Source organism: Phytohalomonas tamaricis (genome assembly GCF_003012345.1).
In the GTDB taxonomy this organism is placed as follows: Bacteria; Pseudomonadota; Gammaproteobacteria; order Pseudomonadales; family Halomonadaceae; genus Phytohalomonas; species Phytohalomonas tamaricis.
The window spans coordinates 730549-756552 of record NZ_PVRV01000019.1 but is presented as its reverse complement, the minus strand read 5'-3'; the positions used below and the strand labels follow the sequence as shown (position 1 = coordinate 756552).

General features: G+C 57.8%; 19 protein-coding genes and 2 pseudogenes. 9 read left to right on the top strand and 12 right to left on the bottom strand.

Features of this window, described 5'->3' with window-relative positions; all coding sequences use genetic code 11:
* Positions 1–75: 75 nt before the first annotated feature.
* Positions 76–1977, bottom strand: a pseudogene (locus C3Z11_RS05435) (hypothetical protein); the annotation flags it as partial.
* Positions 1895–3138: pseudogene (locus tag C3Z11_RS05430) on the bottom strand (ATP-grasp domain-containing protein). The pseudogenes C3Z11_RS05430 and C3Z11_RS05435, both read right to left, overlap by 83 nt.
* Before the next feature lie 663 nt (positions 3139–3801).
* Here C3Z11_RS05430 and C3Z11_RS05425 point away from each other — a divergent pair.
* The 3 genes from C3Z11_RS05425 (at position 3802) to C3Z11_RS05415 (ending at position 6998) form a co-directional block, all read left to right on the top strand.
* Positions 3802–4503: a pirin family protein gene (locus C3Z11_RS05425; RefSeq protein WP_106476891.1), complete on the top strand. Its 702-nt coding sequence runs from the start codon at positions 3802–3804 to the stop codon at positions 4501–4503.
* 609 nt (positions 4504–5112) lie between these two features.
* Positions 5113–6303, top strand: coding sequence for an FAD-dependent urate hydroxylase HpxO (hpxO, locus tag C3Z11_RS05420; RefSeq protein WP_106476890.1), 1191 nt, complete (start codon positions 5113–5115; stop codon positions 6301–6303).
* A gap of 56 nt (positions 6304–6359) precedes the next feature.
* Positions 6360–6998, top strand: a complete 639-nt coding sequence (locus C3Z11_RS05415; RefSeq protein ID WP_262927245.1) for a class I SAM-dependent methyltransferase — start codon at positions 6360–6362, stop codon at positions 6996–6998.
* Positions 6999–7004: 6 nt separating this feature from the next.
* Here C3Z11_RS05415 and C3Z11_RS05410 read toward each other — a convergent pair whose 3' ends face one another.
* Both C3Z11_RS05410 and C3Z11_RS05405 read right to left on the bottom strand, forming a co-directional pair.
* Positions 7005–8105 carry an App1 family protein gene (locus C3Z11_RS05410; protein WP_106476889.1) on the bottom strand — a complete coding sequence of 367 codons (1101 nt, stop codon included), beginning with the start codon at positions 8103–8105 and terminating at the stop codon, positions 7005–7007.
* A 181-nt stretch (positions 8106–8286) separates the two neighbouring features.
* Positions 8287–9582 (bottom strand): DEAD/DEAH box helicase, encoded by a 1296-nt coding sequence (locus tag C3Z11_RS05405; protein WP_106476888.1) that lies wholly within the window; start codon positions 9580–9582, stop codon positions 8287–8289.
* Between the two features lie 355 nt (positions 9583–9937).
* Between C3Z11_RS05405 and ilvD the strand changes: the two genes are divergently transcribed.
* Complete coding sequence (gene ilvD, locus C3Z11_RS05400) at positions 9938–11638, top strand: dihydroxy-acid dehydratase (protein WP_106476887.1); 1701 nt, start codon at positions 9938–9940, stop codon at positions 11636–11638.
* Between the two features lie 105 nt (positions 11639–11743).
* On the opposite strand, the gene C3Z11_RS05395 is transcribed toward ilvD, so the two are convergent.
* Entirely contained in the window at positions 11744–12961 is a 1218-nt protein-coding gene (locus tag C3Z11_RS05395; protein ID WP_106476886.1) for a PQQ-dependent sugar dehydrogenase, read from the bottom strand.
* A gap of 258 nt (positions 12962–13219) precedes the next feature.
* Between C3Z11_RS05395 and argC the strand changes: the two genes are divergently transcribed.
* Positions 13220–14173: an N-acetyl-gamma-glutamyl-phosphate reductase gene (argC, locus tag C3Z11_RS05390; RefSeq protein WP_106476885.1), complete on the top strand. Its 954-nt coding sequence runs from the start codon at positions 13220–13222 to the stop codon at positions 14171–14173.
* A gap of 86 nt (positions 14174–14259) precedes the next feature.
* On the opposite strand, the gene C3Z11_RS05385 is transcribed toward argC, so the two are convergent.
* Entirely contained in the window at positions 14260–16077 is a 1818-nt protein-coding gene (locus C3Z11_RS05385; protein WP_106476884.1) for a glycoside hydrolase family 15 protein, read from the bottom strand.
* Positions 16078–16270: 193 nt separating this feature from the next.
* On the opposite strand from C3Z11_RS05385, the gene C3Z11_RS05380 reads away from it, so the two are divergent.
* A complete protein-coding gene (locus C3Z11_RS05380; RefSeq protein WP_106476883.1) occupies positions 16271–16840 on the top strand; it encodes a gamma-glutamylcyclotransferase in 570 nt (189 codons plus the stop codon).
* Between the two features lie 320 nt (positions 16841–17160).
* The gene (locus tag C3Z11_RS05375) at positions 17161–17658 is read left to right on the top strand and encodes an Hsp20 family protein (protein WP_106476882.1); all 498 of its coding nucleotides are present in this window, start codon (positions 17161–17163) and stop codon (positions 17656–17658) included.
* A 168-nt stretch (positions 17659–17826) separates the two neighbouring features.
* Here the strand turns inward: C3Z11_RS05375 and C3Z11_RS05370 are convergent, their stop codons facing one another.
* The 5 genes from C3Z11_RS05370 to C3Z11_RS05350 all read right to left on the bottom strand — a co-directional run bounded on the left by C3Z11_RS05370 (position 17827) and on the right by C3Z11_RS05350 (position 21787).
* Complete coding sequence (locus tag C3Z11_RS05370) at positions 17827–18633, bottom strand: sugar phosphate isomerase/epimerase family protein (protein WP_106476881.1); 807 nt, start codon at positions 18631–18633, stop codon at positions 17827–17829.
* A 70-nt stretch (positions 18634–18703) separates the two neighbouring features.
* On the bottom strand, positions 18704–19462 hold the full coding sequence (locus tag C3Z11_RS05365; RefSeq protein WP_106476880.1) for an amino acid ABC transporter ATP-binding protein: 759 nt from the start codon (positions 19460–19462) through the stop codon (positions 18704–18706).
* Positions 19455–20120, bottom strand: a complete 666-nt coding sequence (locus tag C3Z11_RS05360) for an amino acid ABC transporter permease (RefSeq protein WP_106476879.1) — start codon at positions 20118–20120, stop codon at positions 19455–19457. The genes C3Z11_RS05365 and C3Z11_RS05360 overlap by 8 nt, the downstream gene beginning before the upstream one ends.
* A gap of 19 nt (positions 20121–20139) precedes the next feature.
* Positions 20140–20781 carry an amino acid ABC transporter permease gene (locus C3Z11_RS05355; protein WP_106476878.1) on the bottom strand — a complete coding sequence of 214 codons (642 nt, stop codon included), beginning with the start codon at positions 20779–20781 and terminating at the stop codon, positions 20140–20142.
* A gap of 109 nt (positions 20782–20890) precedes the next feature.
* A complete protein-coding gene (locus C3Z11_RS05350; RefSeq protein ID WP_106476877.1) occupies positions 20891–21787 on the bottom strand; it encodes a transporter substrate-binding domain-containing protein in 897 nt (298 codons plus the stop codon).
* 297 nt (positions 21788–22084) lie between these two features.
* Here C3Z11_RS05350 and pdxR point away from each other — a divergent pair, with 297 nt between their 5' ends.
* Entirely contained in the window at positions 22085–23551 is a 1467-nt protein-coding gene (gene pdxR, locus C3Z11_RS05345; protein WP_106476876.1) for a MocR-like pyridoxine biosynthesis transcription factor PdxR, read from the top strand.
* On the opposite strand, the gene C3Z11_RS05340 is transcribed toward pdxR, so the two are convergent.
* Positions 23552–24865 (bottom strand): aspartate aminotransferase family protein, encoded by a 1314-nt coding sequence (locus C3Z11_RS05340; RefSeq protein WP_106476875.1) that lies wholly within the window; start codon positions 24863–24865, stop codon positions 23552–23554. It abuts the gene before it with no gap.
* A 351-nt stretch (positions 24866–25216) separates the two neighbouring features.
* Between C3Z11_RS05340 and C3Z11_RS05335 the strand changes: the two genes are divergently transcribed.
* Entirely contained in the window at positions 25217–25978 is a 762-nt protein-coding gene (locus tag C3Z11_RS05335; RefSeq protein ID WP_106476874.1) for an SDR family NAD(P)-dependent oxidoreductase, read from the top strand.
* Positions 25979–26004 lie beyond the last annotated feature (26 nt).

The window sequence follows — 26004 nt, the reverse complement described above, 5'->3', positions numbered from 1 at the left end:
CGGCGGCGCTATGTAAACGCCGCCGGCCATTCCAGTCTCTGCCCCAATCCCCTCGGCCTCTGTGGCCTCGTAGATCTATTGCTCCGGCGCCTGCAGCCTGTCCTTTCCCCAGCTGCGGTGAATCATGTCCATGACCATGTGGATCTCCTGCTCGTCAACGCTGTCAGGCGTGCTGGGCTCAAGCGGATCGTAGTGGAAGATATAGAGTCGAGAGGCAAACGCCTCGAAAGGCAGGGAAGCTTCGCCGAAACGCTCACCATTACCCGCCGTACTGACCACCACCCCGTTGCCCCAGTCCTGACCGCTATCATTGTTGGGGTTATAGAAATACATCCGCATGATCTGCTGTGGATCGAGACTGACGCGCAGCAGGGTGATGGCGTGCCAACCGATGAACCGCGCTGCGCTGTCGGTTACGGCAATGCCTGCCGGCTGCGGATGAATAAGGGGTTGGTTGCCATTGTAGTAAGGGTGATAGCTGGCATAGAAATAGCGCAGGAACTCTTCCGTGTCCTGCAGAAGACCGGTGGCAACATCCACCACGATACGAAACCCGCGCCCAGCCCACCAGCCATGAAACTCAGGATTGACCCAGCGGTACGGATCTTCGCCCCGATCGTTGCAGCGCCGTCCCATTTCGGCGTAGATACGATCCAGATGAGGCACTACCAGCAGAGATAACGGGTCAAGATCCAGACTTGCCCCCGATAGCAGCCCCTCCCCAAATTCACGCGAGGAAACGGGCTGGCCTTCGAAATGAATCACCACTTCTTCATCACGCGCGGCCCAGACGACAATCTGCAACAGATAGTCGGGATCGTTGTACGCCCACATGGACAATGCCCGAGCGGACTGACAGGTAGGATTGTTGCCCTGACCCACGCCCAGCGGCAGCCCTAACATGCAAAGCACCCCTTCGAGCAGACGCGCCTTGGGCGAGGGGCTATCGCCAAAACCTAGCCGTAATCGTGCATCCGCCTGAGGAGATAACACCAGCGAAAGCTGACGCCACAGCGCCGGCGCAACCGGAGGCTGATAGAGAATGCCTCGCTCCAGCAGCAGTGAAAGACCAAAGATGGCCTGAGCGGTTTCCGGATACGCCACGTCCTGAATCAGCGCGTGAATCAACTGTTGATAGCAAAGCAGACAGTCCCGCCCGGTATTGCTCAGCCCCAGCGCTTCATTCAGCAGATGTTCACTGTGGCCCAGTAGATGACGCAGCAAAATCGGGTGATAGGGCGATACCAGCCCGGTGTCATGCATGGCGCGGGCAAAGCCTTTCGCCTCATGCTGCAAGGCGGCATTGTCCATCATCCCGATCCGTTCCAGATAGACGGCGATGCCCGGGTCCTCGCGACTGGCATGGGTAGGACCGTAAAGGCTGCTGATCAACCGATCCGCACCTTGTCCGCTCGTCCCCATGTCAACGTCAGGTCGGGCTCTGCAGATAGCAATCTGGGTAATCATCTGCTTGATCGAATTCACCTGAATAGGGCGCTGCTGCAAGATGCGCCAGATTTCATCGATCAGCCGGTCGATAATTTTCTCGAAGCCAACCCCCTCGGCCAGATACTTATAAAGCGAGCGCGTCAGCAGCGCGAGATTACCCTGCTGAACACGCTCAGCCTCGCTGGGCGGAGAGAATAAAAGCTCCAGGTTCAGCGCCAGAACCTGCGTCAGGAAATGCTGAGCCTCTTCCATTGAAATGAGCGAATGCGAGTACGCTCCGCGGGCAACAGCCAGCATGCGCAACTCGCTGAGACATTCAAGCAATACCAGATTAGCCTCGCCGCTACGCAGCGTACCGGGTACGAGCCCAGGCAGCAGGAGATCGGGCTTGGCCCAGTCCGAGCCATCGAAAACGCCGGCCTTTTCCAAGGCGGGAATTCGCTGCTCAATGGCCTCGAATCCCCCCTCCATCATCAGCGCCCGACGCGCCATGTCGAGTACTCGCCCGATGCGGATCATCATCGAAAAAGTACAGCAGTCCCCAATGTGTCCCGAAGGCCGTACGCTTGGTGACGGTTTCTTCCAGCGGTGCCGTCAACTCACGGGACTCGAAGTACTCGTGCTGCTCCGTTTCTTCAGGTATTTCCAGCCGGCTCACCACATGTAAGCGTGGATAAACGCCGAAACAACCCGCATGGCCCTTGGCATCTACTACCTCACGCGGGAAGAAGGCTTCGATCTCTTCCTCGGTGGTCTTGGGGTCGAATGCCAGCACCATGCCTTGATAAGCATTAAAACCATAGGCGCGTTCGAGCAATTCGAACACCTTAAAACCGGGGGGACGATAGGCCACTTCCCCAAAGTACATTTCCCCATCGCTGGTGACAAAGTATTCCGGGTGAATGAAGCCAAACTGGATATCGAAGGCCTTGATCAGCTTTTCGATCTGCTCGGTGATCTGCGGGCGGTACTTTTCCAGCTCCGGTGTTGCAGGAACGAACATCGAATACCCCAGCGTCACGTACTCGGAGATGTTGAGAAAGCGGATCTTGCCGTTGTGAATCCAGGCTTCAACGGCGAACTCCCAGCCATCCAGGTGGCTTTCCATCAGCACGGGGAATTCCTCATCGGGAATCGTGTCGATTTCATCGGGACTACGAATCACGCGGTGCCCTAAACAACCAGCCTTGTCGAAGGCCTTCAGATGGATAGGGTCGTTGGGATCACCATCGAGTTTGAGCAGTGTCTGGTTGACACGCTTGAGAAAGCGAATCGCATCGCTTTTGTCATGGGCTTCTTCGAAAATGCCGACCCGGATCCCGCCAAGCTGGGCGCGACGCTTCATCAACGCCTTGTCGCGGAACAGGATCGATTGCCCGAACAGTCGTGGATTATCAAGCTATCAAGCAGCACGGAGTTGATTGCCCCGGCCCACTCGACCGTTTCCTCGAACAGAGGAATCGCGACATCCACGCCCATATCCTTGAGCTGCTGCGCAATTTCCATGGAGCGATCGTTCAGACGCTCAAAATTCCACGGAATGTAGGGAATATTGTGTTCTTGGCAATACGTTTGGGCCCACTCGGGCGCGACGATGACATAGCGCCGATCGAAACGGTCAATCGCTTCAATCGCGCTCAGGCTCCAGCCGAGGATGGCCACATAGCCCTTGCTGTTGTCTTTAGTCATGAACGTATCTCCTTGTTCATGCCGCACAAAGCATTATCAGACAAGAACACATGACGCCCTGATAATCAGATAATTACTTGCCATAAACGGCCATTTTATTGACATTTATTATTCAAATTTAACAGTAACAAAGCAGAACAAATAGATATATTAATAGTTATATGCATAGCCATTGCTGTTTGTTTTTATTTCTCACCCAGCCTATGGGCAAAATACCACCTCTTAAATAAATAATTTAAAAATATGGATTAATTATTTAGACCACCCCGTTTAACCTATATTTTCTCGGCAATTTAAATATCTTTACCTTAATAACCTATTGATATCTACGAGCTATATTTTTAGCTCTGAATGCCGCTTACAAAACATGCATCATCTGGCAGACAAAATGACCATTTAAATAAAACCAACCATTTTTTCAGTATTAATTAAAAATACCATCATTTATTTTTAAATTGTTTCCAGATTCTTCTCAAAGAAGCTTATCTAAAGGATATCATGTTGTGATGGTTAGGCTTGACAACAACTATTCGTACTCATTCATTCGTTTTTTTGCACACCAGCCACGGATTTTTTGCGTTTCAAGCGGATAGGGTCGCAACGTTAGAATGCTCGCCAATGCCCATTCACGCTGTCACCAGCCCATTATTTAACGAGACTGCCATGCACATACTCAGATCCGCAGAGAGTCGCGGCTATGCCGACCATGGTTGGCTACGCTCCTACCATTCGTTTTCGTTTGCCAATTATTACGATCCGGCCCACATGGGCTTCGGACCGCTGCGGGTAATCAATGAAGACCGCGTCGCCCCCGGCCATGGCTTTGGCAAGCATGCCCACAGCGATATGGAGATTATCTCTTATGTCCTGGATGGAGAACTCGCTCACGAGGACACCTTAGGTAATGGCTCGATATTGGGTCAAGGCAAGGTACAGCGCATGAGCGCTGGAAGCGGCGTGCAGCACAGCGAGTTCAACCACTCCAAGCACAACGAGGTCCATTTTCTGCAAATATGGATCACGCCTGATGCCCGGGGCTTGGCGCCAAGCTATGAAGAAGCACACTTCAGCGATGAGGAAAAGCGTGGCAAGTTGCGCTTGATTGCCTCACCGGAGGGCCGTGACGGCGCGGTGTTGATTCATCAGGATGCACGGCTCTTTGCCACCCTGCTTGACGGTACGGAGCGCATCGAGCATTCCCTCGCTGCTGGCCGTCAGGCTTATGTTCATATCGTAAAAGGCAGTGCGGTCATCAATGGGGAATATCTAAGCGGTGGGGATGCACTGAAAGTGAATCAGGAAGCCGCCATTGTGCTGGAAAACGGCGAAGACGCCGAGATATTGCTGTTTGACCTGCCCGAGTAAACCTACTAAACACATGGTGGCTTGGACCTGCCGGTCTGCGCCGTTATACCCGGTTGAACATGTAGCTTGCCGCGCTTGCAAACGCGGCTTTTTTTCGTCTAATACTGCTGGCTTCATGATTTTTTACTACACCAACCGATTCTTTCCGCTACGCTTTGAAGGCATCGAAACGCTAAAGACACGGGCCGCTGCAACTTATGGGCAAAACCGTTGTCATAGCAAGACATGGCAAGCTTGATAGGATACCGACCTAGCGTCCCCATAGGGTTGACGAGTGGGTGCCTGAACAGGGACAGCCCAGAATTCGACACACTGCGGTTATTTATTTCTGCGCCAATCGCAGAGTGTCTGTTTTTTAACGGTTATACGTGATGGTTACCGCGCTTTCGAGCGCGGTTTTTTTATGCCTTTTATTCCCACCGCTGGTTTGAACGAAAAAAACCTATCCGATCGGTCAACCAAGCATTGGCCTCATCCATAAGGATAAGGTAGAACTAGTAACCCATAACAATGACAACACCTCTGCTAAAGGCCGCCAGCGCCCTGTTCACATAACAGCAGCGACTCACATAACAGCAATAGCGACGCGTCCAAGGAACGAATGACCTCATGAAAAGGCTAAATATTATCGTCATCGGGGCCGGCATGGGCGGGCTGAGTGCCGCCACCGCCCTGCGCCAGGCCGGGCATCACGTTGAAGTCTATGACCGCGTGAGTGAACTGCGCCCCGCCGGTGCGGCCATATCGGTATGGTCCAACGGCATCAAGGTTCTCAATCAACTGGGCCTGGGTGATGCTATCGCCGCGGCGGGCGGTCAGATGGACCGCATGGCCTACTACCATAAAGCAGGCAATCTGCTCACCGACTTCAGTCTTGAGCCGCTTTACACCCAGGTCGAACAGCGCGCGTATCCTATTGCGCGTACCGAACTGCAGCGCATCCTGCTCAACGCCGTCGGTGAAGAGCATGTTCATCTCGGCATGAGCTGCGTTGATTTCAACCAGACGCCTGAAGGCGTGATGGCCACCTTCGAGGATGGCAGCCAGACAACCGGTGATCTGCTCGTCATTGCCGACGGCACCCACTCCAGACTGCGTGACAAGGTGGTCGGCTTTCACGTCGAACGCCGTTACGCCGGGTACGTCAACTGGAACGGCAGCGTGCCGGCCACGAAAGACCTGGCCCCGGCAACCAGTTGGGTGCAGTACGTCGGCGATCATCAGCGTGTGTCGATGATGCCGATGGGCGGCGCAGCGGGAGAGGAGCGCTTTTACTTCTTCTTCGATGTCCCTCAACCCACCGGAAGCGACAATAATCCTTCCCGCTACCGCGACGAACTCAGCCACCATTTCAGTGACTGGGCAGCGCCCGTGCAGCGTCTGATCGAGCGGCTCGACCCGGCAACAATGGCGCGCGTCGAGATTCACGATATCGCCCCGCTGCCCACGCTGGTCAGCGATCGCGTCGCGCTGCTCGGCGATGCCGGGCACGGCATGGCCCCGGATCTCGGCCAGGGCGGTTGTCAGGCGATGGAAGATGCCTGGGTACTGGCACGCTGCCTGGATAACGCCGAAGGCAGTAGCGCAACAGACACCATCAATCAGGCATTGGCCGCCTATGATGCTGCGCGCTGCGAGCGTGTCGCCGATATTATCACGCGCGCACGCAAGCGTGCCGAGACGACGCATGGCAAGAACCCGCAACAGACCCAGCAGTGGTATGAGGAACTCGCCGTGGAAGATGGGCATCACATTATCGACGGCATGTGCAAGACCATTCTGAGCGGACCATTGGAATAACCCATACACACGGGCGCTCCTCAAGGGGGCGCCAAACATCGCGAGAGAATAGCCGAATGGACACCATGGAAACGCTCTCCAGCTCGCCTGAGGAGCGCCTCTTCAGCCCAGCGGCACAGCGCAATCGCGCACCTATCCTCAAGGTATTGGAAACACTACTACCCGCGCAGGCGCACGTGCTGGAAATCGCCAGTGGCAGCGGCGAACACGCGGTGCATTTCGCCCGCGCATTGCCCGGTATCACCTGGCAGCCCAGTGACCCCAGCGAACAGGCAAGGCGTTCGATTGCAGCCTGGACAGCCCATGAAGGGCTGACCAACGTGTGCCCGCCCCTGCTGCTTGATGCCACTCAACGGCCCTGGCCGGATGAGATTGGTCAGATTGATGCGATTGTCTGCTGCAACATGATCCATATCGCCCCGTGGCAGGCCACTGAAGCGCTGCTGGCAGAAGCCGGTGAGCGCTTATCCCACGGGGGCGTGCTGATGCTTTACGGTCCCTTCACGCGCAATGGCGAGCACACCGCGGCTAGCAACAGGGAATTTGATCAGAGCCTGCGTGCCCGCCATCCTCAGTGGGGTATACGTGATCTGGAAAATGACCTCATACCGTTGGCTGCACAGTGCCGCTTGATGATGAAGGAGGTCATTACCATGCCGGCCAATAACATAAGCGTGGTGTTAGCACGCGCATGACAGGGTCTAACACTCGCGACGCACGTCTTCCAATGCCTGCGCCGAAATATAGCCTTGTTCAAAGGCGTGCTCGGCCATGGTGGCACTATCGGGGGCGAGCACCAGCGTACAGCCGGTCCCGGCGACCTCATTGGCAAGACACTTGATCGCTTCGTCGCGTACGGCATCGTTATCGACCTTACGGATATAGATCGCCGTGATACGACCGGGGTGATCCTTGACGATCTGGGTATAAATCTCGGGATCATGCTGGCCGCTATCGCCGATCAGTACGAAGGGCAGATCGGCGTAGAGTTCCAGCATTTTCTTGATCGTCGTTTCCTTGTGGTCCTCCGCTCGAGGCGGCAGCGGGCGCTGTAGCGTTAATCCCCACTCTCTAAGAAACAGCACCGGTCCGACGGGAATATTGTTGGCGTTAAAGAACTCTTCCAGCACCTCATAAATGCTCCACGGGGCGCGAGAGACGTAGAGCAGTGGCCGCTTGCGGTCTCCATCCCTGCCGACATAAAGCCCCTGATAGAACGCCGCCACTCCGGGAAAGGCCGTACGCTGATCGGCCTTTTCGATAAACAGCCGGTACATCATCTTGAGCTTGTTGGCGACGCCGGTGTACATCACCGTGTCATCGATATCACTGATTATGGCGATATCGACACTCGCGGGAGGAATATAGATTTCAGCGGTTGCCGTGGTGGTGGTGCCGTGACGGGAGACCGTTTCCAACTCGGCAATATGCCAGTTCACATTGGTGGGCAGGGCATGATCAAGCGCGATATGCGCATGGAAATAGCCGTCGCGATCCGTTGTTACCACTGTGCGTGATGCGCCCAGCGTAATCGTGACATCAGTATTCTTCACCCCCCAACGGATCGTACGCCGGCCGATATCGACGATATCCTGAAGCGTTGACCCTTCTGCCAGCGAGAGCCCGAAGCCAGGCTGCCTGAATACTCGCCCCATCAGAAACGCTTCCTTGTGGGAACCGTAACCTCTATAGGTGTGAATCACACGGCCACCGTGGGCACGCTCGGACTTCATCGGCTTGGCCGCGATGCGCATCAGCTTCTTGAGACCGGACTTGAACGTATGTGCCGGGCGGTAAGACATGGTGGTTTATCCGAAAGATTAATCGATAGCGTTCATGAGATTACTAAAAGCCTAGTTCAACGATGCGGATATACGCGATATTGCTTTATTACCGCACTGCCACATAAACGACTGCGGCGGCTCTGCATGGTGCAGAGCCGCCGCGTTTCCCGACTACTTCTTAACGCTTAAAAGCGCTGTGTTACTCAGACCTGCCAGCACTGCGGCTGCGTGGGCGACGACGACGCGCTGGCTTGTCACCGGCATCCGCGCTTCTGCTATCACGACGCGGCCCACCGTTGCGGTTGCCCCGCGGCGGCGGTGTGCCAGCGCGGGAATCGGCCATCTCGGCGTGACCGGCATTGGGGTCGAAACCTTCGGCCTCGGCGACCTTGATTGACTTGGAGATCAGCCGTTCGATCTGACGCAGCTGATCACGCTCATCAGGAGCAACCAGCGATACCGCCTGCCCTGACGCACCCGCGCGGCCAGTACGACCGATACGGTGAACATAATCAGCCGGCGTGTTGGGCAATTCAAAGTTGATCACGTTGGGCAAATGCGCGATATCAATGCCGCGTGCGGCAACGTCGGTCGCGACCAATACCTCGATCTCCCCTGACTTGAAGCCGGCCAGCGCCGAGGTACGCGCCCCCTGGCTCTTGTTGCCATGAATCGCTGCAGCGGTAATATCAGCCTTCTGCAGATGCTGGGTAACGCGGTTGGCCATGTGCTTGGTCGCCGTGAAGACCAGCACCTGACGCCAGTTGTGCTGCTTGATCAAATGAATCAGTAGTGCCGGCTTGACCTTCTTGTCAGCCTTGTAGACCGACTGGGAGACCGTCTCGGCGGCGGTGTTACGCGGTGCAACATCGATACTGACCGGATCGGACAGCAGCGTCGAGGTCAGCTCGCGGATCTCCTTGGAGAAGGTCGCCGAGAACAGCAGGTTCTGACGCTTTTTCGGCAGCAGATTGAGAATCTTGCGCACGTCGCGCATGAAGCCCATGTCGAGCATGCGATCGGCTTCATCGAGCACCAGCGTCTCGACACGGTCGAGCTTGACGGCATTCTGGCCAACCAGATCGAGCAGACGACCCGGGCAGGCGACGAGAATATCGACGCCGCCGCGCAGACGCATCATCTGCGGGTTGATCTTGACCCCGCCGTAGACCACGTCACTCTTCAAACGCGGGTTGAGGTACTTGCCGTACTTGTCGACCGACTCACCGATCTGCGCTGCCAGCTCGCGGGTCGGAGTGAGAATCAAGGCGCGCACCGGGCGGTTGCGATCGTAGTGATTGGCCGACAGGCGCTGCAGAATCGGTAGCGTAAAGCCGGCGGTCTTGCCGGTCCCGGTCTGGGCAGCGGCGAGCACGTCGCGGCCTTCCAGGCAAGCGGGAATCGCCTTGGCCTGAATCGGTGAAGGTTCACTGTAACCGGCATCGGCTACGGCTCGGAGCAGCTCAGCATTGAGCCCGAGGGAAGAAAATGACATCTATATTTTGTCTCACGGCGCCCCACCAGCACGCTGGTTTCGGGCGAAAGAATGGCTTGGGATGACTGGCATCCCGCCAATCTCACCGAACAATCCGGGAAATCATGAGAAGGGGCATGCCTAGTGCGCACCACTATACGCCTTTTTTGCGCTCATTCGTAGTAGCCACGTTGATACGCCCTCCTGAAGATCAGTGCCAGCGGTTATAAATAAACCCTAAGCAGACTCAGGAAGTTGCATCGTCAGCCTCTGCCGACCACTATCGTAGTGACTTTTTCTCTTTTCAGGTCACCACCTTTCCCTGAAAAATGAATCACTGGACGATTTAACCAATATAACGCACGAGACCGATGCCATGAGTGATGAGTATCCGCAACAGGACAAGCGCCGCCGCTATTCCAGCCAAGTAGTCGATGGCCCGGGCAAGGCCGCCAGCCGTGCCATGCTGCGCGCCGTAGGCTTCAATGATGATGATTTCCACAAGCCGCAGATCGGTATCGCCTCGACCTGGAGTCGCGTCACCCCCTGCAACAGCCACATCAATATCCTCGCCGACGAAGCCAGCGGCGGCGCTGATGACGCCGGAGGAAAAGGCGTGGTGTTCAACACTATTACCATCAGCGATGGTATCGCCAACGGCACCGAGGGCATGAAGTATTCGATGGTGTCGCGCGAAGTGATCGCTGACTCTATCGAGACGGTCGCCGGCTGCGAGGGGTTCGATGGTCTGGTGGCAGTGGGCGGCTGCGATAAGAACATGCCCGGCTGCGTGATGGGTCTGGCGCGGCTCAACCGCCCCAGCGTATTCGTCTATGGCGGAACCATCCTGCCCGGCGCCGGGCATACCGACATCGTCTCGGTGTTCGAAGCGATGGGCGCCCACTCGCGTGGCGATCTATCATTGATTGACGTCAAGCAGATCGAAGAAACGGCCATTCCCGGCCCCGGCTCATGCGGCGGTATGTACACCGCCAACACCATGGCCTCGGCAATCGAGGCGCTAGGCATGAGCCTGCCCAACTCTTCGGCGCAAAATGCGGTTTCTGACAACAAGCGCGCCGACAGCCGAGCCGCCGGCGCGGCGGTGCTCAAACTGCTCGAACTCGATATCAAACCGTCTGACATCATGACGAGGAAGGCGTTTGAGAATGCGATCACCATGGTCATCGCCCTTGGCGGCTCGACCAACGCTGTGCTGCACCTGATTGCAATGGCCAATACCGTTGGCGTCGAGCTGTCTCTGGATGACTTTACCGAGATCGGCAAGCGCGTGCCGGTGGTCGCTGACCTGCGCCCTAGCGGTCACTACATGATGAGCGAACTGGTCGCCATCGGTGGCATTCAGCCCTTGATGAAAAATCTGCTCAATGCCGGGCTCCTGCACGGCGATTGCCTGACCGTCACCGGCCAGACGCTGGCTGAAAACCTCGCCGAGGTACAACCGTACCCCGATGATCAGCAGATCATCGCGCCGCTCGACAAGCCGATCAAGGCACAAAGCCACCTGCGCATCCTCTACGGTAATCTTGCGCCCGAGGGCGCGGTGGCCAAGATCACCGGCAAGGAAGGCGTACGCTTCACCGGGCGGGCGCGGGTGTTCGGCTCAGAGGAGGAGGCTCAGGCACGTATCAATGACGGCACGGTGGTCGCCGGCGACGTGCTGGTCATCCGCTACGAAGGCCCGAGAGGCGGCCCCGGCATGCGCGAGATGCTCACCCCGACCTCGGCGATCATGGGTCGTGGGCTGGGCAACGACGTCGCGTTGATCACCGACGGACGTTTCTCCGGCGGCAGCCACGGCTTTGTGGTCGGCCACATCACCCCCGAAGCGTTCAATGGCGGACCGATTGCGCTGGTCGAGGATGGCGATGAGATCACCATCGACGCCGAAGCCGACTCCATTACGGTCAATATCAGCGATGACGAGCTCGCCAGACGCCGCACCGCCTGGCAGCAGCCTGCCCCACGCTATAAGCGCGGAGTGCTGGCCAAGTATGCGCGCACGGTCAGTTCGGCGTCGCAAGGTGCGGTAACGGATCTTTGGATCGACGAATAAGCGCTTTCATACGCTCGCAACGCAAGGCGGCGCGGTCTGAAAGGCCGCGCCGCCTTTTTTCCAGAAGAGCGACTTCCCAGAAGAACGACCAGAAGGAAGAGACAGTTAATCGCCGCGTGTCACGTGGATCAGCTCGCCATTGTCCTTGTCAGTGATGACCCACACCGCGCCATCCGGGCCTTCGGCGACATCGCGAATACGACCGACATCAGTCAACAGACGTTCCTCGCCTTTCACCCGATTGCCGTCGAGTTCAAGACGCACCAGCGCGCTAGGATGGAGTGCGGAAATCAACAGATTGCCCTGCCAATTCGGGAACATGTTGCCCTGATAGAACGCGACGCCGCTGGGCGAAATCACCGGATCCCAGTAGTAGATGGGCTGCTCCATCCCCTGCTTGGCAGTGATGCCTTCCCCGATCGGCTCACCTGAATAATCTTCACCATACGTGATTACCGGCCAACCGTAGTTCTTGCCCGCCTCGGGAATATTGATCTCATCCCCCCCCTGAGGGCCGTGTTCGATCGTCCAAAGCGCGCCGCTGCCTGGGTTGAGTGCCGCACCTTGAATGTTGCGATGGCCATACGACCATATCTCCGGTTTGGCATTGTTCTTATCAACGAAGGGATTATTCTCCGGCGCCGAGCCGTCGGGGTTGATACGCATCACCTTGCCGAGATGATTATCAAGCTGTTGCGCCAATTGGCGCGACTCGGGCAGCGCACGCTCACCCAGCGTCACATAGAGATGTCCATTGTTGTCCCATACCAGCCGCGAGCCGTAGTGCTTGGTCGAATCCCATGACGGTTGCTGTTGAAAGATCACCTCGACATCGTTCAGCGTACTGCCGTCCTTAGCCAAGGTCGCGCGCGCCACTGCGGTATTCGTCTTGCCATTCTCGTGGGGTTCGGCGTAGCTGAAATAGATCTTCCGATCGTTGGCAAAATCGCGCCCCAGCACGACATCAAGCAGCCCGCCCTGACCGCGCGTATCGAATCGGGGCAGTCCTTTAACCGGATCGGAAACTTCACCGGAGGGCGAAACGATTCGCAACCGCCCGGCCCGTTCGGTTACCAGCATGCGTCCATCGGGCATGAACTCGATCGCCCACGGGTGCTCGAACCCATCGGCGACAACCATATGATCGAGCGTGACGTTCGAATCGATCTGCGGCGCGCGGGTCTGGCCTTCGAAGGCCGGTTCCTGGCTGGGCACGTTGGGCAGCGGCGTGGGTACAGGCGCTTTATCCTGCGACTGGGAAAAAGCGGCCTCGCTGCAGAGGAGAAAGGCAGAGAGCGTGGCGTAAGTCAGAGCGGTGCGCATGCGAGCACTCCTTGATGAGAGGAAACGGCAGGCGTCTCGATACTCGGCAAATCGATGCCCGGCAATCGATGCCCGGCAAAACATACCGTTCAGCATAGAAAAGCTACTGCGCTCGGCCAGTCATCACCGTCATGGCGCATGTGATCTTAAGCTTGATGACAGAGCGTACCCATTGACACTCGCCTCATATGCTTATTTTTTTGCGCCACCGCCGTACCGATAGCACAATGACAGGCATCAGACTTCAGGAGAGGCGTCATGACATTCAAGGTATTCGTCGATGGGCAGGAAGGCACGACCGGGCTCAGGTTGCTCGACTATCTGGCTGACCGCACCGATATCGAGCTTTTGCGCATTGCCGAGGACAAGCGCAAGGACCCCGCCGAACGTGCACGCTTTTTGAATGCCGCCGATGTCGCCTTTCTGTGCCTGCCCGACGTCGCCTCACGCGAAGCGGTGGCGCTGGTCGACAATCCGGACACGTGCATCATTGATGCCAGCACGGCGTTTCGTACCAGTGACGACTGGGTCTACGGCCTGCCCGAGCTAATCAAAGGTCAGCGCGAGCGGCTGCGCGCCAGCAAGCGCATCGCAGTGCCCGGCTGCCATGCCAGCGCCTTCGTGCTGCTGGTACGCCCCTTGATTGATGCCGGTTTATTGCCGCCCGACTACCCTCTCTCGGCCTTCTCACTGACCGGTTACAGCGGCGGCGGCAAGAAGATGATCGCCGAATACGAGGCTGGCGGTAACGACCGTCTCACCAGCCCGCGCGCCTACGCGCTGAGCCTCAATCACAAGCACTTGCCGGAAATGCGTGCCCACGGCGGACTGGCCGACGCACCGGTATTCACGCCGGTAGTGGGCAACTTTCTCAAGGGGCTGAGCGTTACCGTACCGCTGCACCTGTCGCATCTCGCCTCGGATGCCAGTGCCGAAGCCATTCACGCCGCCTATCGTGACCATTACGCCGACGAGCGTTTTGTCCGCGTCATGCCGTTAAGTGACGATACCAACCTCGACGGTGGCTTCTTCGACGTTCAAGGATGCAACGACACCAACCGTGTCGACCTGTTCGTGTTTGCTGGCGAAGGGCGCGTGGTGCTATCGGCGCGACTCGATAATCTTGGCAAGGGCGCTGCCGGTGCAGCGGTGCAGTGCATGAACATTCATTTGGGTGGCGATGAGGCGCAGGGGCTGGCGAGCGGTCTTTAATACCGTTGTGACGGTATTCGTAAAAACGGCCTGAACACAAATGCCGCATCCCGAGATGCGGCGTTTTCCTTGAGTTTATGCCGATATCAGCGGTGATATTCCTCGATCCCACCCCCGGACAGCGCATTTGCGCCGCAGATCAGCGCAAGATGACTGAGGCCCTGAGGAAAGTTCCCCAGCCCCTTATGCGAGGCCGGGTCGACCATTTCGCTCAGCAAACCCAGATTGCCATCAAGCTTACCGATCAGCGCATCCATCACGGCTTCGGCGTCCTCCTTGCACTCCAACGCCGTCAGCGCCTCCACCATCCAAAATGAGCAGGCGATGAAAGCGCCTTCTTCACTGTCCACGCCTGAGTAGCGATAGAGCAACGGCCCACGCCCCAGCTCCTCACGAATCGCGCGATAAGTCGATAGCATGCGTTCACGGTTGCCGTCATAGCCAAAGCGATGGGTCAATAACTGAGCGGCATCCAGCCGTTCCGTCCCGGCATAGAAGGTGTAGGCCTGCCGGGCCTCTGACCAGCAATGCGTATCTATCCAGCTGCGAATACGCTCGCACTCACGGCGCCAGCGCGCCGCCCAGGTCGGTTCGATATGCCCCGCCTCGGCCAGCTTGACCGCATGGGCCAGAGCCAACCAGCAGCCCATTTTTGAATGGGTATAGTGCTGTTCTTCGGGCAACTCCCAGATACCGGCATCCTTTTGGCGCCAGCGGTCGGCGCACTGGTTAGCCAGATCGCCCAGAAGCCGGCCCGTTCTGATATCGATAACATGCCCGGCATCGGCAAATAGCGAAGCCGTTGCCAGCACATCACCGTACAGGCTGAGTTGAAATTGCCCGGTGGCACGGTTGCCAACACGGACAGGCTTTGATCCCTTGTATCCTTCAAGGTGGGGATAACCTTCTTCCGGCACCCGATCGCCTCGCAGCGTATAGCAGACGTGCAACTTCGATTTATGTTTGAGGATGGTCTGCGTCAGCCACGAAAATGACGCCTGACACTCCTCCAGTGCGCCGGCATGCAATAGCCCTTTGATGGTCAGACAGGCATCTCTTATCCAGGCATAGCGATAATCATAATTCTTGTCGCCGCCGATCCGTTCGGGAAGCGACGTAGTGGGCGCCGCAACGATCGCCCCGCTGGGGGAATAGATCAGAAACTTTAGCGCCAGCGCTGAACGGATAACCCAAGGCCGATAATGGCCGTCATAGTCCAATTTTTCGGCCCAGTTGCGCCACGCCGTATGGCTGACCTCAATGCGTTCATCGATCGCCTCGATCGGCGGCACTGCCAGCGGTTCACCCTGAGTCGCAAGGATCGCCACCAACGAACGTGACCCCTTCGAGGTCTCAAGACGCGCCGTCACCTTCCGGTCAGTGCACTGCACATCAAGCAGGTCATCGGAGTGACGAAACATGGTCATCAGGTCACCCACAACGATGACGTTACCCATCGGGGTTTCTTGTATCCACGGACTCACGGCATCGTCACGCGTGCTGGCACGGAAACAGACCGTAAACTCGACGCTGCCTTCGATGCCCTCGATCCGACGGGCAAGCTCCTCCCAAGGCAGGCGACCCGCCGTGTTGCTATTGATCGATTCGGTAACCCTGGCGCTGCCTGATGCCGTGATATACATAGTTTCCAGCACGTTGCTGTTGTCACGATAGCAACGCTCAATGCGGTATTCTTCCACCGGTTGGAGGCAAAAGAAGCCGCCTCGTTCGGCCTCAAGGATACGGTCGAATAAGGGCGGTGAATCCATGTCCGGCACGCACCACCAGTCAATCGACCCATCGGCGGCGACCAGGGCTACGGAGCGCCCGTTACCCAGCGCCGCATAGCTTTCCAGGTCTGCATAGCCCTCTTCCCGGACGGGGTTTGTCACCCTCTGTGTCATGGCAAATCATCCTTGATTACGTTTGCCCCTCTCTCTGGAGGAGAAGGAGTCCTTCGATAACGTTACCTGTTAGTACTGTAGGACATTAACTTACAGGTTAACGTCGGTTGTGTTTTTATACGCGTCGGTCCAAGCGGCGAGTCGCATTTCACGCCCTAAAATGCCTTAAATCATGTCAGATGTGAGTCTTTGCATGTCCGTCAACACTATCGATATCAACAAACTGATGAATCATTTCGACAGCCACGATCAGGTCTGGCTGTTCGGATACGGTTCACTGATTTATAAAGCTGATTTTCCTTACCTTGAACGACGCCCGGCCAGCATCACCGGCTGGACACGGCGTTTCTGGCAAGGCTCCCACGATCACAGGGGCACGCCTGAAGCTCCAGGCCGTGTCGCCACCCTGGTCGCGCAGCACGACAGCATATGCACCGGCATGGCCTATCTCATTACGCCATTAACCTTCGAGCAGCTCGATATCCGTGAAAAGAACGGCTACCTGCGCGTGGTCACGACCATGCACTTTGATGGGGGTGGTGAAGCGGAGGGGGTGGTATACATCGCCAGCGAGGACAACGAGGCGTGGCTAGGGCCGGCGCCGGAGCGTGACATTGCCCGCCAGATTGCCCATTCGCATGGGCCCAGCGGCCCTAACCGGGACTACCTGCTTCATCTTGCTGACGCCCTGAGGGAACTCGGCCATGACGATGAACATGTATTTGCTCTTGAGCACCATCTCCAGGCGCTTAAGTTCAAGTAAAATCAATACCCTATGCGCATTTCCCATAGCCATCACTAGCTGTCGAAAACAGGCCGGGCCGCTTTAAAAAAAGCGTTTAACCAAGCCGCTTGAAAAGCCTACCGCCATCCCCATTTAGCCGTTGTCGCCGTGAAGATAGGGGCGCTGAAATTAGTCAGAAAATTTTTTCAGCGCTGCCCTTGAATTTTTTTAGCGTCGATCCTATTTAACATAATATCGAAGCTGCCCGTGTCACAGACAGGGTTGTGATCGATGCAAACGCCACTCGATGTGGGTTTGCCAACCGTTAAACTTCGCTGATTATCAGGAAGGATATGATTATGAATACTATGTCACTCTCACCGCTTTTCCGTCGCAGCATCGGCTTCGATCGTCTCAATGACCTGTTCGAATATGCGATGCAAAGCGATACGCCCAGTTATCCTCCGTACAACGTCGAGAAGCGGGGCGAAAACGACTACCACATCGTGGTGGCCGCGGCGGGGTTCGCTGAAGACGAACTCAACGTCAATGTCGAAAACCGCGTCCTGACCATCAGCAGCGCCAAGGCGGACAAGGCCGACGATGACAGTGTTACCTATCTGCATCGCGGTATTGCCCAGCGTACTTTCAAGCTCTCGTTCCGTCTGGATGAGAACATCGAAGTGAAGGGCGCACGGCTTGAAAACGGCCTGCTGAGCATCGATCTACTGCGCGTCGTACCGGAAGCGCAACGGCCGCGCCAGATCCAGATCAACGGTCAGAGCGCCCAACCGCGCCTCAGCAATCAGACTGCCAGCAACATCGAGCAATCTGTCAACGCTGAAGCTACGGTCTAAGCGTTAGTCGTTAGGATAACGTTGCCGGGCCATCGGCCCAGCGGTGAAAGAAAGAACCCCGCCAGCAATGGCGGGGTTCTTGCGTTTGGGCTGCATTTAAATCGCGTGGAGCGCTTCATAGCTGGCTCGGCATCAATCTCCAACGGCGGCGACACGCAGTAGTGATGCTCAGCCCAGTGCGCGCCAGGTCGCAACGCTGCGGTGGATCTCGTCATCAAGCGCGTCGCGCTCAGCGGCGCTGCGCGGCGTGGTGGTCGGCGTCAGCGGTGGCAACACAGGCTCTATCATGACCGGGCCGCTGAAGCCGATCTGGCGCAGTACGCGGTGCTGGGCGGGGAAATTGATATGACCGCTGCCGATACCGGCGCGGTTGGAGTCGGAGATATGGTAGCTGACCAGCCACTCGGCGCTGTCACGCAGCGCCTGGCACGGGTCGGCCTCATCGATGTTCATGTGGAAGCTGTCGGGAATCAGGCCGAGCTCGTCACCAACCTCGGCTACCAGCCGACGCCCCTCGGCAGCGGTACGAATCAGCGGCATCTCGTAGCGATTGACCACTTCATACATCGGCGTGATGCCATGTTTTTGTGCATACGGCACCAACGCCTTGCAGCATTCCACCAGCCGCTGCCAAGCCTCATCGTCACTGTCACAGTTGGTTGTCCACTGCCCCAGCCCCTGCAGCGTAACCGCCGGCGCGCCGGACGCCGCCGCGAAATCGATCACCTCACGGTAATAAGCGATCGCCCCCTCGGCGCTGGCCTTTTCAGGATCGTCGGGGGCGCAATCAAACGGGTCTATCGCGAACAGTTCGAGCCCCTGCTCATCGACACAGGCACGCAGCTCCTCCGCCTGATACTGGCGACCATCGGCGCAGAACTGTACGCCGTCCAGACCCAGCGTCTTGATCTTGGACATCAGCGCGTGAAGATCGTCGATGCCGAGCGTCCAAGTACAGATGCCTAGCTTGTCCATGCCGTCCTTTCTCCTGTTGCTGGCTGTTGCTGAAAGATAAGACTCAAGTGTAGGAAGAGGCGGCACGGTTTCACTGCTTGAGCTCAAGGAATTTCCTGACCCGCTCAGTCTCGGGTGCGGTAAAGAACTGCTCCGGTGCGGCGCGCTCGATGATGATGCCCTTATCGAGGAACACCACCTGGTCGGAGACAGCGCGGGCGAATTCCATCTCGTGGGTGACGACTACCATGGTGTAACCCTCGGCGGAGAGATCCTTCATCACGCCGAGCACCTCGCCAACGAGTTCAGGGTCAAGCGCTGAAGTGGGTTCGTCGAACAGGATCACCTCGGGGCTCATCGCCAGCGCTCGGGCGATGGCGACACGCTGCTTCTGCCCGCCAGAGAGGGTATAAGGGTAGGCCTCCATCTTGTGCGCCATGCCAACCTTGTCGAGCAGCTCGCGGGCGGTGCGCACTGCCTCCTTTTTGGCCACGCCCTTGACGTGGATCGGCGCCTCGGTAACGTTGTGCAGCACGGTCAGATGCGGCCACAGGTTGAAGCTCTGAAACACCATGCCCGTCTTGGCACGCAGCGCAGCGAGCTCACGTGCCGGCATGCGCCGCCCATTGTCGTCAACGCCGATGCGCTGGCCGCCGATGCGGATGGCGCCGCGGTCGGGCTGCTCCAGCCAGTTGATGCAGCGTAAAAGCGTCGACTTGCCGGAGCCCGACGAGCCGAGAATGCTGACCACCTCGCCTCTGTTGACGGTAAGATCGACGTCGCGCAGCACCTCGATGCCATTGAAACTCTTCGACAGCCGCTCGATAGCGACAGCGGGCAGGTCAGGCATGTTCGAATCCTCTCTTTTTACCGAAGCGGCCCAGCTGCTTGATAGTGACTTCCAGACAGATGCTGATCAGCCAGTAAAGTGCGATCACGACCACGAACGCTTCCAGCGGAATGAAGTAGGTCGATTGCACGCTGTTAGCCGCCGCCGTCAGCTCCTGCACGGTGATGATGGTTAGAAAGGCGGTGTCCTTGAGGCAGATCACCAATTGATTGCCGATTAGCGGCCGGGTACGGATCAGAAGCTGCGGCAGGATGATACGCATGAACATGGTGAAGGTGGTGAAGCCATAAGCGCGGGCGGCCTCGACCGTGCCGCCCGGCAGCACCACGCGGGCACCTCGCAGCAGTTCAGCAAAGTAGGCTCCGTGATAGACGATCAGCGCGCCGACCCCGGCCGTCCAGGCATCGAGCCTGACACCGAGGGTCGGTAGGCCGTAGTAGAGCAGGTAGGCGAGAATCAGAAACGGCAGCGTGCGCATGATATTGATCAGCCAGCGAAGCAGCGTACGCGGCCCGCTTTTCGGCCCTTCGAGCAGGTAGACGATGACGCAGCCCAGCACGAAAGCAAGCAGCGCCGACAGCGCAAAGATCACGAGCGTATTGGCAAAGCCGTACAGAAAATCGTCCCGCGCGGCCCAGATGATGTCCCATTCCGTCATAGTGATCGCCCTGGTGAGATTACATCGTCAAGCGGTTGGCCTTTTTCTCGGCCATGTCCTGCAGCTTGAGCAGCATGCTGATGATGATCATGTAGAGCGCGGCAGCGGCCAGAATCGGCGGCAGCGGCTCGTAGGTTACCGCCGAGATGCGGTTGGTCACGCGGGTCAGGTCGACGATGCCGATCACCGCAATCGCCGGGCTGCCCTTGATCAGAAACGACATCTCATTAACCAGTCCGGGCAGGCTGGTAGTGAACATCTGCGGCAGCATGATGCGGCGGAAAATGACACCGTTGGTCATGCCGCAGGCCAACGCCGCCTCCTTCTGCTCACGCGAGAAACTAAGGAAGGCGGCGCGCCAGATCTCGGCATTGAAGGCCGCGGTATTGAGCGTCAGCGCCATGATTCCGGCGATGTTGCGATTCATGACGATGCCGAAGGTCGGCGCGACCAGAAAGATGAACAGCACCAGCGTAACCAGCGGTGTTGCCCGCGCCAGGCTGATATAAATGACTAGCACCTGGTCAATGACGGGAATGCGCGCCATACGCACCAGTGCGATCGCAAGCCCGGCCACCACACCGATGGCGATCGCGACGCCAGATATCCAGGCAGTCGTCCAGGCACCTTCGAGCAGCAGCCACCATGTTTGAGCATTCATAGTGCGACTCCAGCGCCAACCCGTTGATGACGATTGCGGTTTATCGCCACGCTACATGCCTGCCGCCAGGGCAGGCAGGCATGCCCGCTTCGCTTCATTTGCCCAAGGCTTATTCGAGCGAGGCCAGCTTGTGGAACTGCTCGACGCTGGTGATCGGCTCGCTGGGCAGATCGTCGAACGACTCACCGAACCATTTCTGCTGCAATTCGGCGAGCTGGCCGGTCTCCTTCATATGGTTGATGAAATCGGACAAATAGGTCAGTAGCTCGGTATTTTTCTTCGGCACTGGCCAGCCGACAAAGCCGCCGCCGGAAACGGGCTGCCCCTTGGCGAAAACGTTGGGCCGCGACTTGATCAGCGCATTGACTGGCACAATCGAGTCGATCACGTAATCAACCCGGCCATTGGCGAGATCGGCGTAGGCCTCGGGATAGGACTGGTACTGCACCACCTTACCGAGCTTGCCACCCTGATCGGCCAGCATCTTCTCGAGTTCGGGCAGGCGCGCCAGCATTGCGCTACCGGCCTGCACGCCGACGGCCTTGCCGCTCAAGTCGGCGACGCTTTCGATGCTGTCGTCATCAATGCGCTTGATGTAATAGTGCTGGGCCGACGCAATCGGCGTGGCGTAGTTGAATACCCGCAGGCGGTCGTCGGTGATCGACGCGCCAGTCAGCGCGGCGTCGTACTGGCCGTTGGCAACCGAGGCCAGGAGCCCGGTCCACGGCAAGATGTCCTGGCGGATCTCGAACTCGGCGTATTTTTTCATTTCGTCGAGCATGTCCTTGTTGAAGCCGTCCGTCTGGCCGTTGTTCATGAAATTGAACGGGGCGTAGTCATCCTCGGTGGCCACGCTCAGATAGCCACGCTTTTCGATCTCGGCCAGATCGGCAGCGTGAACTGTTGTGGCAATGGACAGGGAGAGCAGACTACCGGCCACGCTCAATAACAGCGCCTTGGCCGTCAACACCTTGCGCTTACCGCACAGCAGGGAGGAAATATTCATCGTCTTGCCCCTCATTGTTGTTGGAAACAAGCCTTGGACAAGGTGCTAAAACCGGCCGATGGCAAGGACTCGGCTACCGTAAAGCCAAAGGCCTGCCCATCACCGGCGCCATCCACGTGGTTGTGGTCTACATGATGGTGGCCTGCACCTTGGGCGTGCTGATTACACCTTAGAGAGGGAGTGCATTTTTTTGATAGAGCCAGTTGGCGGCGCTCGGCTGGCCAGAAGCAAAGCCCGCTTACAAGGCACAGATATTGCTTATTCCTTGATGAGACAGCTTGTTTTCGAGGATACCGCATGGCTTATCACTGCTTTCAGCTCGACTTTGCCGCGCAAAGAGGACTTCAGGAACAGTTACGCGAAACGCTGATCGACGCCATTCTGACGGGGCTGTTTCCCGCTGAGGAGTCTCTGCCGTCGTGCCGCAAGCTGTCGCGTCAGCTCAACGTGTCACGCAATACCGTGGCACTGGTCTACGAAGGATTGCTCGACGACGGCTATTTGATCAGCCGGCCACGCAGCGGTTATTACCTGCATCCGCATTATCGTGCCCACCGTCCGTTCGGCGATGCCGCATCACAGCGCGCGGAAAACGCCCATGCACCAGCGTGGGAAAAACGCTTCAGATGCCGTCCCAGTGCCTGCCAGGTCGCGCTGAAACCCAGCAATTGGGCGGATTACCCCTACCCGTTCATTTACGGACAACTCGACAGGCAACTGTTTCCGCTTGAACAGTGGCGTGAAACAGCGCGACGCATGTTCGGCGCTGAACGTGACCGCTGCTGGATCAGCGATCGCATCGACCAGGACGACCCGGCACTGATCGAGCAGTTACGCACCCGCGTACTGCCCAAGCGCGGCATCGCGGCGCAACGCGATGAAATACTGATTACCCTCGGCTCGCAGAATGCCCTGTTTCTGGTCGCCCACCTGCTTTTTGACGAGCGCACTCAGGTGGCGATGGAAAATCCGGGCTATCCCGATGCGATGGGCGTAACGACAATGCGCGGCGCACAGCTCTTGCTTCAAGATGTCGATAGCGAGGGGATGTGTCTCGATGACAGCGCACGCCAGTGTGACTATCTCTACGTCACCCCCAGCCATCAGGTACCGACCGGGGTCAGCATGAGTGCACCGCGGCGGCGCGCACTTATGGCCCAGCTAGACCTCCACGATCAGATCCTGATCGAGGACGACTATGACGCCGAGATCAACTTCGACCGCCTCGCCCACCCCGCGCTTAAATCGAATGACCCTCATCAACGTGTCATTTATATAAGCAGTCTTTCCAAATCGCTGTCACCGGGCTTGCGGGTGGGTTACATCGTCGCTGATGCCGAGCTGATCGATGAATTACGCGCCCTGCGCCGGCTGATGTACCGCCATCCGCCCGCACCCATTCAGCAGCAGCTTGCTCAGTTTCTCGCCCAGGGCCATTACGACCGCTATCTGCGTCACTATTGCCTGGAATCGACACGGCGCTGGGACTGTCTCAATGCCGCCCTGACACGTGATTTGCCCGACTGTCGACGCATCAGTGATGAATACGCCAGTGCGTTCTGGCTTGAAGCGCCTGCTAGCTTCGACACGCAGCGCCTTGCCTGGCTGGCGTCGCAGTCCGGGGTACTGATCGAGCCAGGCTTTCAACATTTCTTCAATCACGCCCCACCACGTCACTATTTCCGCCTCGGCTTCGGTGCTATCGATGCCGAGCGCATCGCGCCCGGCATCAAACAGCTGGCACAGGCCTTTCAAGCCATGTGATCAGCCGATCGTGAACTCACCCAGCACCTCATCGAGAATCGCCAGCCCCTGCGCGATTTCCTGCTCGGTGACGATGCAGGGAGGCACGACGTGAATGCGGTTTTCGACCACGAACGGCAGCAGCCCCCGCGCCAGCAGCGCGGCCTTGATGTCGTTCATCACCGCTCCGGCCAGCGGCGCTCGCGTCACGGGGTCGCTGACCAGCTCAAGCGCATGGAACACGCCGAGGCCGCGAGTCTCACCGATGAGCGCATGCTTTTCACTCAGCGCCTTGAGCCCCGTGGCGAGCACGCCGTCGCCAACCCGTGCGGCGTTATCGACAATATCTTCCTCTTCCATCGTATCGAGGGTGGCAACGATTGCTGCCATCGCCAGCGGATGGCCGGAGTAGGTCAACCCACCGGGAAAGAAACGCTCATCGAAATGGCGACTGATGCGTTCGGAGATGATCACCCCGCCGGCCGGCACGTAACCGGAATTGACGCCCTTGGCAAAGGTGATCAGGTCGGGCTCGATCTCGAAATGGTTAAAGCCAAACCAGCGTCCGGTACGGCCGAAGCCCGTCATGACCTCATCGACAATCAGCATGATGCCGAACTCATCAGCCAACGCACGCACGCCCTTGAGATACTCCTTGGGTGGCACGAGGACGCCAGCAGTGCCGGGAATGCTTTCGAGCAGGATGGCAGCGATCGCTTTTGGCCCTTCGCACTCGATCACACGCCTTAAATGCTGCAGGGCGCGCTCACACTCCTGCGCTTCGGAATCTGCCCAGAAATCGCTGCGGTACAAAAATGGATTGAAGAAATGAGCATGGCCGCGAGCGAATTCATTGGGTACCCGCCGCCAATCACCGGTGGCGGCGATCGCCGCGCCGGTATTGCCATGATAGGAGCGATACGCGGAGAGAATCTTGTCACGGCCGGTGAAGCTGCGCGCCATACGGATCGCGTTTTCATTGGCGTCGGCACCGGCATTGGTAAAAAACACCTTGTGAAAGTGGCTCGGGGCTCGCGCCAGAATACGCTTGGCCGCCTCGCCGCGAGCGAGGTTGGCGTGCGCCGGGGCAATGGTGGCCAGCACATCGGCCTGGTCCTTGATCGCAGCGATAACCTTGGGATGCTGATGACCAATATTGGTATTGACCAGCTGGCTGCTGAAATCGAGATACTCCTTGCCTGCGTGGTCCCACAGCTTGCAGCCTGCGCCGCCGGCAATCACCAGTGGACTGAGGCCACCCTGCGCCGACCATGAGTGGAAGACATGGTCGCGGTCGAGCTGGAAGACGTAGTCGTTCGATTCTTTGTTTTGCATGTCCGCTGTGCCTGCCTGAAAGGATGATGGTAAGTGAACCCGCGACACGGCTATCAGACCGCGCCGCCACGAGAGTGCATGTGCCGGAGCCGATGGAATGGGATCAGCCTAGAGAAAACCGAGCGGCGCCGGATAGAGCCAGAACGAACCGGCGCATTGGACAGACGCAGGCAGATAGGATGTCCCGGTTGTTGTCACCATCTGGCCCTATTCCGCTGACAGGTGTTTTCCTAAAGTAGCGTCATGCCAACGGTAAGCGCGTTGTCAGATGGACGGACAGCAGCGCAGCAATGGGATAAGGTGTTATTCATGCATGTGTCGTCACAACAGTCATAACAACAGGAGCTTACAATGACGAATGTGGTCTTCATTACCGGCGCGACTTCGGGCTTCGGCCGTGCCGCCGCACGGCGCTTCGCCCAGGCCGGCTGGTCACTGGTGCTGACTGGGCGGCGTCAGGAACGCCTGAATGAAATCAAAAGCGAGCTGGAAGGTCAGGTGCCGGTACACATCGCCGCCCTCGACGTACGTGACGCCGAGGCGGTCAAGCAGGTCGTGGCCGACCTTCCCGCCGAGTTTCGCCAAATCAGGTGTCTGGTCAATAATGCCGGCCTCGCCCTGGCCCCGATGCCCACGCAGAACGTTGAACTCAACGACTTGCATACCATGATCGATACCAACATCACCGGATTGGTCAACGTCACCCATGCCTTGTTGCCGACGCTGATCGAGACTGGCGCCGGGGCCAGTATCATTAACATTGGCTCGACCGCAGGTCGGTGGCCCTACCCGGGCGGCCATGTCTATGGTGCCTCCAAGGCCTTTGTTCAGCAATTCACCTATAATCTGCGCAGCGACCTGCTCGGCACCGGTGTGCGTGTTACCGACATTGCGCCCGGCATGGCCGAGACCGAATTCACGCTGGTGCGCACCAAGGGAGATCAGGCCGCATCAGACAAGCTCTACCGCGGCACCACTCCGCTTAACGCCGAAGATATTGCCGAGCAGATGTACTACGTCGCCACGCTACCCGATCACATCAACATCAATCTGCTTGAAGTAATGCCGACGCGTCAGGCGTGGGCGCCCTTCGCCGTTGACCGTGACGAGTAAACCTCCCGCAATAAAAGCGGCGCATC